At 71.9% G+C, this 9,526-nt stretch carries 7 protein-coding genes; 4 read left to right on the top strand and 3 right to left on the bottom strand.

The genetic code is table 11. From position 1 onward, the window contains the following. Positions 1 to 71 precede the first annotated feature (71 nt). Positions 72 to 2,369 carry an ABC transporter ATP-binding protein/permease gene (locus JGS39_RS00035; RefSeq protein ID WP_236062811.1) on the bottom strand — a complete coding sequence of 766 codons (2,298 nt, stop codon included), beginning with the start codon at positions 2,367 to 2,369 and terminating at the stop codon, positions 72 to 74. A gap of 190 nt (positions 2,370 to 2,559) precedes the next feature. Beyond that, entirely contained in the window at positions 2,560 to 2,886 is a 327-nt protein-coding gene (locus JGS39_RS00030; protein ID WP_219566382.1) for a DUF5132 domain-containing protein, read from the bottom strand. A 527-nt stretch (positions 2,887 to 3,413) separates the two neighbouring features. On the opposite strand from JGS39_RS00030, the gene JGS39_RS00025 reads away from it, so the two are divergent. Genes JGS39_RS00025 through JGS39_RS00010 form a run of 4 tightly spaced genes read left to right on the top strand, consistent with a single transcriptional unit; the run spans position 3,414 to position 8,652 of the window. Continuing rightward, a complete protein-coding gene (locus tag JGS39_RS00025; RefSeq protein WP_219566381.1) occupies positions 3,414 to 4,997 on the top strand; it encodes an ABC transporter substrate-binding protein in 1,584 nt (527 codons plus the stop codon). A gap of 29 nt (positions 4,998 to 5,026) precedes the next feature. Beyond that, a complete protein-coding gene (locus tag JGS39_RS00020) occupies positions 5,027 to 5,995 on the top strand; it encodes an ABC transporter permease (RefSeq protein ID WP_219566380.1) in 969 nt (322 codons plus the stop codon). 3 nt (positions 5,996 to 5,998) lie between these two features. After that, positions 5,999 to 7,864 (top strand): dipeptide/oligopeptide/nickel ABC transporter permease/ATP-binding protein, encoded by a 1,866-nt coding sequence (locus JGS39_RS00015; protein ID WP_236065675.1) that lies wholly within the window; start codon positions 5,999 to 6,001, stop codon positions 7,862 to 7,864. Further along, complete coding sequence (locus JGS39_RS00010; protein ID WP_219566379.1) at positions 7,861 to 8,652, top strand: ABC transporter ATP-binding protein; 792 nt, start codon at positions 7,861 to 7,863, stop codon at positions 8,650 to 8,652. The genes JGS39_RS00015 and JGS39_RS00010 overlap by 4 nt, the downstream gene beginning before the upstream one ends. A gap of 159 nt (positions 8,653 to 8,811) precedes the next feature. On the opposite strand, the gene JGS39_RS00005 is transcribed toward JGS39_RS00010, so the two are convergent. Beyond that, on the bottom strand, positions 8,812 to 9,526 hold a 715-nt coding region (locus JGS39_RS00005), incomplete at its 5' end, for an alpha/beta fold hydrolase (protein WP_219566378.1).

The following is a 9,526-nucleotide window of genomic DNA, read 5'->3' as shown; positions in this document are numbered from 1 at the left end:
AGGACGTGCCGGGCCGCGCCGAGTGCGGTGATGTCACGCGATCGGCGGGCGGAGTGGCTTCTTGTCTGCGGTCAGGCGGCGAGTTCGCCGGCCTGCAGCTGCCAGAGGGATGCGTAGAGTCCGTGCTGGGCGAGGAGTTCGTCGTGGGTGCCCTGTTCGGCGACGATGCCGCCCTTGTCCATGACGTAGATGCGGTCGGCGTGGCGGACCGTGGAGAGGCGGTGGGCGATGACGACCATCGTGCGGTCGGTGGCGAAGCCTCGCAGGGTGCGCTGGATGGCGGCCTCGGTCTCGTTGTCCACGGCGGAGGTGGCCTCGTCGAGGATCACGACCGGGGAGTCCTTGAGGATCGCCCGGGCCAGGGCGATCCGCTGCCGCTGTCCGCCGGAGAGCGCGGCACCGCGTTCACCGATCAAGGTGTCGTAGCCGTCCGGCAACGTCGCGACGAAGGTGTGGGCCTCGGCCATGGCAGCGGCCCGGAGCACTTCCTCGTCCGAGGCTGCGAAGCTGCCGTAGCGGATGTTGTCCGCGATGCTGCCGTCGAAGAGGAACGGGTCCTGGGCGACGAAGCCGATGGCGTGGCGCAGGCTGTGCCGCCGCAGGTCCCGAATGTCCTGTCCGTCGATCAGTACCCTCCCGGACTGGGCGTCCTGGAATCGCATCAGCAGTCTGGCGATCGTCGTCTTGCCGGAGCCGGTGGCGCCCACCAGGGCGGTCACCTGCCCGGCCGGGATGGTCAGCGAGAGGTCTTTCAGGGCCGTCGGCCGGCCGGGGTAGGCGAAGGTGACCCCGTCGAGGACGACCTCGCCCCGTACCTCGGCGAGGTCGAGCGTCCCGTCGCCGCCGTCGGCCTCGACGGGCAGGGTGCGCAGTCGCTGGACCCGGTTGTACGAGGCGAGGGTGCGCTGGTACTGGTCGGTGATGCCGCCGACCCGGCTCATCCGCATCAGCAGCATCTGGGGGAGCCCGATCAGCGGGCTGAACACCTCGAAGCGCAGGGTGCCGTTGAGTACCGACAGTCCGCCGATCAGCAGGGTTGCCGCCATCGACGCGGTGGTGCAGGAACGGACCGTCTCGGCGTGGCGGATCGTGCTCCGGTCGGTCTGCCGGCTGCTCTCCTGGACCGACTCGCTCAGGACGTCGATGCGTTCCGCCTCGTAGTCCTCGGTGCAGAAGCTCTTGACCGTCGCGCCGGCTTCGAGCGAGTTGATCACCTGGCTGCCCAGCTTGGACCGGCACTCGCCGGTGGCGGCGTAGTCCGCCGCGGCCTTCTTCTGGTGGTGCAGCGACAGCCAGGCGATGACCGGGACCGGCAGGAAGGCGATCCAGGCGATCTGCGGTGCCAGGAGGAGGAACGCCGGCACCAGGACGGCCAGGCTGGTGCCGAGTTGCAGCACGTCGTTGGCCGGGCCGGCGAAGAAGGCGCCCAGCTGGCCGACGTCGTTGGTGAGTGCGCCGGCGACCTTGCTCGTCCGCTCACCCTCCAAGTGCCCCAGTTCGAGGTGCTGTACGTGTCGGTATGTGCGGCTCCGCCAGTCGTGCTCGATGTCCTGGCCGAGTCGGCGCCATTGGAGGTTCGAGGCGTACGAGAGGCCCGCCACCGCGGCACAGGCGACGGCCACCAGCCCCGCGAGTCCCCAGAGTTGAGCGGATGCCGTGGTCAGACCGAGGCTCACCAGCGGAGCCGCCTCACCCTTGATGAGGACCAGTCCGGTCCATCCGAGGAAGGTACCGAGCGCCATCTCCGCGGTTTGGCAGGCGACGGACAGGGCGGCAGCCCTGTAGAGGCGGCGCCGGTGCGGACCGACGATCTCCAGCAAGGGGTGACGCTCGGCACCGGTCCCGGTCGCGTCCCGGGACGTGTCGACCGTTCCGCGCCAGGCCTTCCGCAGGACGACAGCGGTGGCCGTGGCAACCCCGCCCGCGGCGACCAGTTGCCTGCTCAGCGTCGAGCCCTTGATCAGCGCGACGCCGGCCGCGACCCCGCCCCCGACGGCGAGCACCGGGCGCACGACCGGGCCGAGGTCCGCCCGGGGCGCCGATGCGGGGGCGGGGCGGGCCGGTGCCGGACGCCCTGCTCCGGCCGGTTCCTCCGCGACCCGGGTGACGGCTCTGCGGATGATCCGGCCGATGTCCGTGGCGCGCAGCCGCGCATCATGCCGGACGAGCACCCCGCCGGTGACGGGGTTGGCCTGGGCCTCGGTGATCCCGGGAATGTGGCGCAGCGCGGCGGCGAGGATCTCGGCCGTCCGGGGGCGTCCCAGGACCAGCTTGACGTCCCAGCGCTGGCGGCCCGGTGTGACCGAGCGCGGGCTCGCACCCAATTCCACGGAGCGGAATTCGGTGGCGGCACCCAGTAGCGATGGCATGTGTACGATCACCTGTTTGCGGAGGTCGCGGAGAACCGCCACGGACACGACGGTTTACGGCGACGGAGCGGGAAATTGTGGGCGGTAGTTCTCAACGGGCGAACGGCCTGTCAACGGCCGCCGCCGGGAACATTCAGCCGAAATGAATCGGCATGCGCGCCCGGCGGCGGCCGATATCCCTTATGGGGCGTCAGTTTGTCTTTCCGCCGGTGCTGACGGCGGTCGCGCGGATCTTCGGGGTCCTCGGTTCCCCCTTGGCGCCGTGCCCCGTGGCCGGCTGGCCGTCCACGGACTGGCCTTCGGCCTCACCGGCTGCGATCTGGGCGGCCACCACATCGGCGGCCACTTCGGCCGCGAGGTCGTGAATGTTCTCCCCGGCCTCCTGGGCTGCCTTCTTCACCTCCATCGCGATGCCGACGGACGCTTTGACGACTCCACCCACCAGGGGCTTGAGCAGGCGTTTGGCCAGTGGTGCGACGATGAGGCCGATCAGGAAAGGCGGTACTACAGGCGGCATGTTGCTCCATCCTCTCTACGCATACGTATGACAGGGAACCCGGGAGCGGTGAACACCGAAGCAGTGCACAGCCGGGCGGATATGAAGCATTCCATCCAGAAAGCCGGGCTCATCCAACGAATCGATTCTCCCGGACGTCGGAATGCCCCGTCCGATCCCGTGATCACGCTAGTCGAGCCACGCCCGCATGGACCAAATGACCCCCTGCGAGTTCACTCGTGCGAGTGGGTGAGGGCCTCCCCGCGTAACTGAATTGCGGCGCACCCGGACACCAATCAGTCTGATTAACGGATTAGGTGCTCGAGGAAATGTCACGCCCGGCCGGCACCCGCTCGCCGCGGCCCGGGAGCAACGCGCGGGTGGCACGGTGGGCACGGCACCCCTCGTAAGGGTGAATCGAGAATCGCCTCCCCAGCCGCCCCCGACGGCTCCCGGTCAAGCCTCCCGGCGATTCGGGATGTTCGAACACGCCTTGGGCGCAGGTCAGTTGAATCACCATGACCAATCCCCGGTGCGACCATGACGCCATGTTCCGACGCACTCCGTCGGTCGCGCTGGCGGCCGCTCTCACGGCCTCGACCGTCGCGCTGGGCGGCTGCGGCGTCGCCACCTCCTCGACGAGCACCCCCTTGGTGGACCGAGGCACCGTCCGGATCGCCGAGTCCAGTGAGACGCCGAGCTTCGACCCGTACTCCGCCTTCGGTGCCGCCCAGGCCCGCTACGCCTACGACTCCCTCGTCAACCTCGCCCCCGACGGCACCCTGGTCACCGGACTGGCCTCCGCCTGGCAGGCCACCACCACCACGGCCACCTTCACCCTCCGTCCAGGCGTCACCTGCTCCGACGGAACTCCCCTCACCGCCTCGGCGGTGGCCCGGGCACTCACCTACGCGGGAGACCCGGCCAACCAGCTCGCCGGTGCCCGGACCGTCCTCCCGAACGTCCCGTTCACCGCGAGCGCCGACGACGGGACCGGCAAGGTGTCGACGACTGCCGCCGCCCCCTACCCCTTCCTCACCCGCACCATCGGTCTGCTGCCGATCGTCTGCCCCGCCGGCCTCGACCGCCCCGGTTCACTGGACCGCGCCACCCAGGGAACCGGCCCCTACGTCCTGACCGGCTACACCCCCGGCGGACCGTACGAGTTCACCGTCCGCGACGACTACTCCTGGGGACCCGCGGGGGCGACGACCTCGCGCCCCGGTCTCCCCGCGCACATCGTCATCACGGTGGTGCCGCAGGCCTCCACGGCGGCGAACCTGCTGCTCACCGGAGGCGTCGACATCGCAGGCGTGAGCGGGCCCGACCGCACCCGGCTCACCGGCCACGGTCTGACCACCGCGGACGTCGCGACCGTGGTCGGGCTCACGTTCTTCAACCAGCGCCCGGGCCGGGTACTCGCCGACCGGAAGCTGCGCCGAGCCCTGGTATCCGCCCTCGACCGGCGGGGCCTGGCCAACGTCGCCGTCGGCGGCACCGGCAACCCCGCCACCGACTTCGGCGCAGAGGGCGCCGTCTGTCACGCCGATCTCGCCGATGCCAACCTGCCCGCGCAGAACGCCGTCGAGGCCCTGCGCGCCGCCGGCTGGACCCGCGCCGGCGACGGCCGCCCGCTGACCAGGGCCGGCCGGACGCTCCGGCTCCGTCTGATCACCAGCCCCGACCTCGGCCCGACCCTGCCCTCCGTCGCCGAGCTGATGGCCCGGGAGTGGACGGAGCTCGGCGCCGAGGTCGACCTGGTGACCGAGAGCCTGCCCGCCCTCGTCAACGCCATGTACGGGAGCTCCGACTTCGACGTGGTGGTCGGCAGTACCCCCGGTTTCGCCCTGCCGGTCGGCTTCATCCCCTTCTTCTCCGGAGCCGCCCCCGCCCAGGGCCTCAACTTCGCGGGGGTGGCCAATCCCGAGTACGACGCCCTGGTCGCCCAGGGGCTCCGGGAGACCGACACCACCGGATGCGGCACCTGGAACCGGGCAGCCGCCGCGCTCTTCCGATCGGCAGACGCGCTGCCGATCGCCGAAGGCCGGAGCAGTGTGTACGGCTACCGCACCACCTTCGCCACCACCTTCGGCGGCCAACTCGTGCCCACCAGCATCCGCCTCCACCAGTGACCGCCCACCTCAGTGACCGAGGGCCCACCATGTCCGTACCCCAACTGCTGCGACACCCCTGGACGGTGTTCCTCGGCCGTCGCACCCTCCGGCTGCTCCTGTCCCTCGGATTCGTGCTCACCGCGTCCTTCGCCATGATCCGCCTCGTCCCCGGCGATCCGGTCCGGGCCGCGCTCGGCGTCGACGCCGCCCCCGACCTGGTCGCTGCCCGCAGGCACGCCCTCGGGCTCGACACACCCTTCCTGTCCCAGTACTGGCACTACCTCGGCGGCCTCCTGCACGGAGACCTCGGCACCTCTCTGGTCACCGGCACACCGGTGGCGGAGATGATCCGCACCCGGCTACCGGCCACGCTGGAGATCGCCGGCCTCGCCTTCGCGGCCACCCTCGTCGTCGCCCTGCCCGGCGGCCTGCTCGCCGCTGTCCGTACCCGCGACGGCCGCCGCCCGCGAACCGAGCTGGCCTTCACGGCGGTCACCGCCGGCATGGCCGGAGTGCCGGACTTCGTCCTGGCCGCCGGACTCACCGCGCTACTGGCCGTCGGCCTCCAACTGCTCCCGGTGGCCGGAGCGGCGGGCGTCGGGTCCTTCGTCCTGCCCGTCCTCGCGCTATCGCTCGCCCCCACCGCCGTCCTGCTCCGCATCGTCCGGGTGGAAGCGCTGAAGGTGCTGAACGAGGACTACCTGCGCACCGCCCGGAGCAAACGGCTGTCTCCCGCACGGCGCTACCTCCGGCACGCCGCGCCCAACACGGCCACAGCCGCACTCACGGTCGCCGGCGGTCTGCTGCCCGCCCTGATCGCGGGCACCGTGCTGGTCGAGAAGGTCTTCGCCTGGCCCGGCATCGGCTCCGCCATGGCCCAGTCCGCGGTCGCACAGGACTTCCCGGTGGTCCAGGCGATGGTGCTGGTACTGGGTACCACCGTGCTGCTCGCCGGTCTCCTCGTCGACGTGCTGCTCGCCGTACTCGATCCCCGTTCGGCCATCCGGGAGATGTGACCCATGTGCCTTCCCTCCGGCTTCCGGCGCTCACCCATCGCCTGGGCCACCGCGTTCATGCTGGCGTCGCTCGTCGCGCTCGCCGTGGCCGGTCCGATGGTCTGGGGCGCGGCAGCCGACCGCCCGGACCCCTCGGTGGTGCTCCGGGGCCCCTCCGCCGCCCATCCCTTCGGCACCGACGGCCTCGGCCGGGACCTGCTCGCCCGGGTACTGACCGCCACCCGGCCCTCCCTGCTGCTCGCGCTGGCGGCGGTCCTGCTGGGCGCAGGCTCGGGAATCATCGTCGGGTCCTGCACCGCGGTCCTCGGCAGGCGCGGCCGCCGGCTGACCGCCGGGATGATCAACCTCCTGCTCGCCTTCCCGGCACTCCTCGTCGCGATGTTCCTCGCGGTCGTGTTCGGCGCGGGCACCGCCGGGGCGGTGCTGGCCCTCGCGGCGGCGGGCGTCCCCGGATTCGCCCGGCTCGCCCAGACCCTCGCCGCGGGGGTCGCGGGCACCGACCACCTGGCCGCGGCCCGTGTCCTCGGCCTGCGCCGCCACCGGCTTCTGTGGCGGCATGTCCTGCCCAACATCGCGGAGCCGCTGCTCCTGAGCGCCACCACGGCGGCGGGCACCACTCTGGTCGCACTCTCCGGGCTGAGCTTCCTCGGCCTGGGCGTCCAACCGCCCGGTTACGACTGGGGACTGCTGCTCAGTCAGGGGCTAGACCGGATCTACGCCGAGCCGCTGCCCGCGTTGGCCCCGGGCCTGGCCGTCCTCTACGCGGCCCTGGCCTTCCAGCTGCTCGGAGAGGCCCTGGCCGGAAGCGTCGCCCGCCGCGGCCCGGCGCCACGCGCCCCCGCACCAACGCCCCCGCCGAGCGGCCCCGCCGAGGACGGGCTGGTCCTCCAGGTCGAGGACCTCACCGTCGAACTCCCCACCCCGGGCGGCACGATCCAGCCGGTGCGCGGTGTGAGCCTGTCACTGCGGCCGGGTGAGGCCGTCGGGCTCGTCGGTGAGTCGGGATCCGGCAAGACACTCACCGCGCTCGCCCTCGCCGACCTGCTCCCTCACGGTGCCCGGGTGTCCCGGCGCACCCTGCGCCTGCTGGGAGCCGACCTCGCCGCCCTGACGCCGAAGGAGCGGGACCGGCACCTCGCGACGGGCCTGTCCATGATCTTCCAGAACCCGGCCTCGGCGCTCAACCCGTCCCTGCGGATCGGTACCCAGCTCACCGAGGCCGTCCGGGCCCACCGCGGCACGAGCCGTGCACAGGCCACCGCGGAGGCTGCCGACGCCCTGCGCCGGGTCGCTCTGTCCCCGGCGCTGCTGCGCTCACGTCCGTACCAGCTCTCCGGCGGCCAGCGCCAGCGCGTGATGATCGCGGCGGGGCTGATGACGCGACCGGGGCTGATCATCGCTGACGAACCGACCACCGCGCTCGACGTGACCGTGCAGCGGCAGATCACCCGGCTGCTCACGGACATCCGGCGGGACACCTCCGCCGCGCTTCTGTTCATCAGTCACGACATCGCACTCGTGGGGGAGTTCTGCGAACGAGTGCTGGTGATGTACGCGGGCACCATCGTCGAGGCCGTGCCCGCCGACCGCCTCGCCGACGGCGCCAGGCACCCCTACACCCGGGCCCTGGTCGCCTCGGTGCCGGACCTCGCCGCCGACCGCGGCCGACCGCTGCCGACGATCGGGGGCGGACCGCCCGACCCGCTCGTGCCTGCACCGGGCTGCCCGTTCGAGCCCCGCTGTCCGCGCCGCCAGGACCACTGCGCCGAGCAGGCTCCACCGTGGCAGGACTTCGATGCCACCCACCGCGTCGCCTGCTGGCACCCGGAACCGGTGACAGCGGTCCTGAAGACGGTGGCCCGCTCATGACCCACCTTCAGGTGACCGGCCTCACCGTCCGCCATCCCGGCTCCCGCGCCTCCCTCGCCGCCGTGGACGGCGTCTCCCTGGAGATCCCGTCCGGCACCACGCTCGGGCTCGTGGGCGAGTCCGGCTCCGGGAAGTCCAGCCTGGCCGGCGCGATCGTCGGCCTCGTCCCCGCGCAGGGTGGCCGGGTCCTGATCGACGGCCGGGAGGCCCGTACCCGCACTGTCAGGGACCGGCGCAGGCTCGGCCGCCTCGTCCAGGTAGTCCTCCAGGATCCGGACACCGCGCTCGATCCCCGGATGACGGCCCGCCAGACGCTCGTCGAAGCCGCCACCGTCTTCCGCCGACTCGACCGGGCCGCCCGCGCCGCGCGCGTCACCGAGCTGCTCGGCCTCGTCGGCCTGGATCCCCGGCTCGCCGACCGCCTGCCGAGGCAGCTGTCCGGCGGCCAGCGCCAGCGGGTTTCCCTCGCCCGCGCCCTGGCAGTCGACCCCGGCCTGCTGATCGCCGACGAGATCACCTCGGCGCTCGACGTCTCGGTGCAGGCCTCCGTCCTCAACACGATCCGCGAACTCCAGCGTCGGCTCGGACTCTCGGTGCTCTTCATCGGCCACAACCTGCCGGCGGTCTGCCACGTCTCCGACACCGTTGCGGTCATGCGGCACGGCCGGATCGTCGAGAGCGCCCCCACCGAGACCATCCTGCGCACACCGCAACACCCCTACACCCGTGCGCTGCTCGCCTCCGTGCCGTCCCTGGGTACGTCCCCGTCCGAGGAACGGACGTCGTGACCGGCGGGGCGCCCGGACGTGGTGTCCGGCGGAGCCGGGGTGATCGGCAAGGCCCTCGCCCTCGGCAGCCGCCGTGCCGCGGCAGCACGCACGTCGGCACCGTCATGAACCTGGGCTTCTCCTCCCGCCGACACCGGCCGGGACCGACTCGCGCGGCAGTCACGGGCCCGTTGCGCGGAGCTCCCGCACCAGGTCCCCGACCACACCGACCACGAACGAGGGAACCTCGTGCGGAAAGTCGTGTCCCGTTCCCTCCGGCGTGTGCACCAGCCGTGACGCCGTCGACGCCGACAGATACCGCACCCTGCTCCGGAGGTAGAAGCGGCTGATCCGTTCGGCCTCGGCAGTGTCCCGGGCGCCGGCCAGCACCGCCTCACCGCCGATGAGATCCCGGGGTATCACCAGTACCAGAGGCAGGTCCCCGAGGTCCCCGTCGTACACCACGGTCTCCCAGCCGACTCTCGCCAGACCGGCAGGCGAAAGCTCGGCGAAGACCGACGCTGCCGCGCAGCCTTGACCCGCCCGGTTTCCGGGACCTCGGTGGACACCGAACAGTTGCCGCACCGCCGTCAGCAGGAGACCACGACGCATCCGCGCGATCTGCCGGCTGCGCGGTGCGAAGGCGACCACCTCCGGGGGTGTCGGATCGAGCAGCACGAGACCTGCCACCAGATCGGGCCGACGCCTGGCCGCGTTGGCTACCAGCAGCCCTCCGAAGGAATGACCGACGAGCACGAAGGGTGCCTGCTCCCTTGCTCCCTCCAGCGCCGCCCATAGCTCGTCCGCTTCGCCCGCCGTCGTTCTCGGAAAGGTCCCGACATCGCTCCAGCCCGACCCGAACCGGTCGACCAACACCGAACGGGCCCGGGCCGAC

It is taken from the genome of Streptomyces poriferorum (genome assembly GCF_019399235.1).
GTDB classification, from domain to species: domain Bacteria; phylum Actinomycetota; class Actinomycetes; order Streptomycetales; family Streptomycetaceae; genus Streptomyces; species Streptomyces poriferorum.
This window is presented reverse-complemented; position numbering and strand designations above follow the sequence as displayed.

Bases quoted from the DNA above. Each gene is read 5' to 3' on its own strand.
- JGS39_RS00010 (WP_219566379.1), top strand. From the start codon at position 7,861: ATGACCCACCTTCAGGTGACCGGCCTCACCGTCCGCCATCCCGGCTCC.
- JGS39_RS00020 (WP_219566380.1), top strand. From the start codon at position 5,027: ATGTCCGTACCCCAACTGCTGCGACACCCCTGGACGGTGTTCCTCGGC.
- JGS39_RS00025 (WP_219566381.1), top strand. From the start codon at position 3,414: ATGTTCCGACGCACTCCGTCGGTCGCGCTGGCGGCCGCTCTCACGGCC.
- JGS39_RS00035 (WP_236062811.1), bottom strand. From the start codon at position 2,369: ATGCCATCGCTACTGGGTGCCGCCACCGAATTCCGCTCCGTGGAATTG.
- JGS39_RS00030 (WP_219566382.1), bottom strand. From the start codon at position 2,886: ATGCCGCCTGTAGTACCGCCTTTCCTGATCGGCCTCATCGTCGCACCA.
- JGS39_RS00015 (WP_236065675.1), top strand. From the start codon at position 5,999: ATGTGCCTTCCCTCCGGCTTCCGGCGCTCACCCATCGCCTGGGCCACC.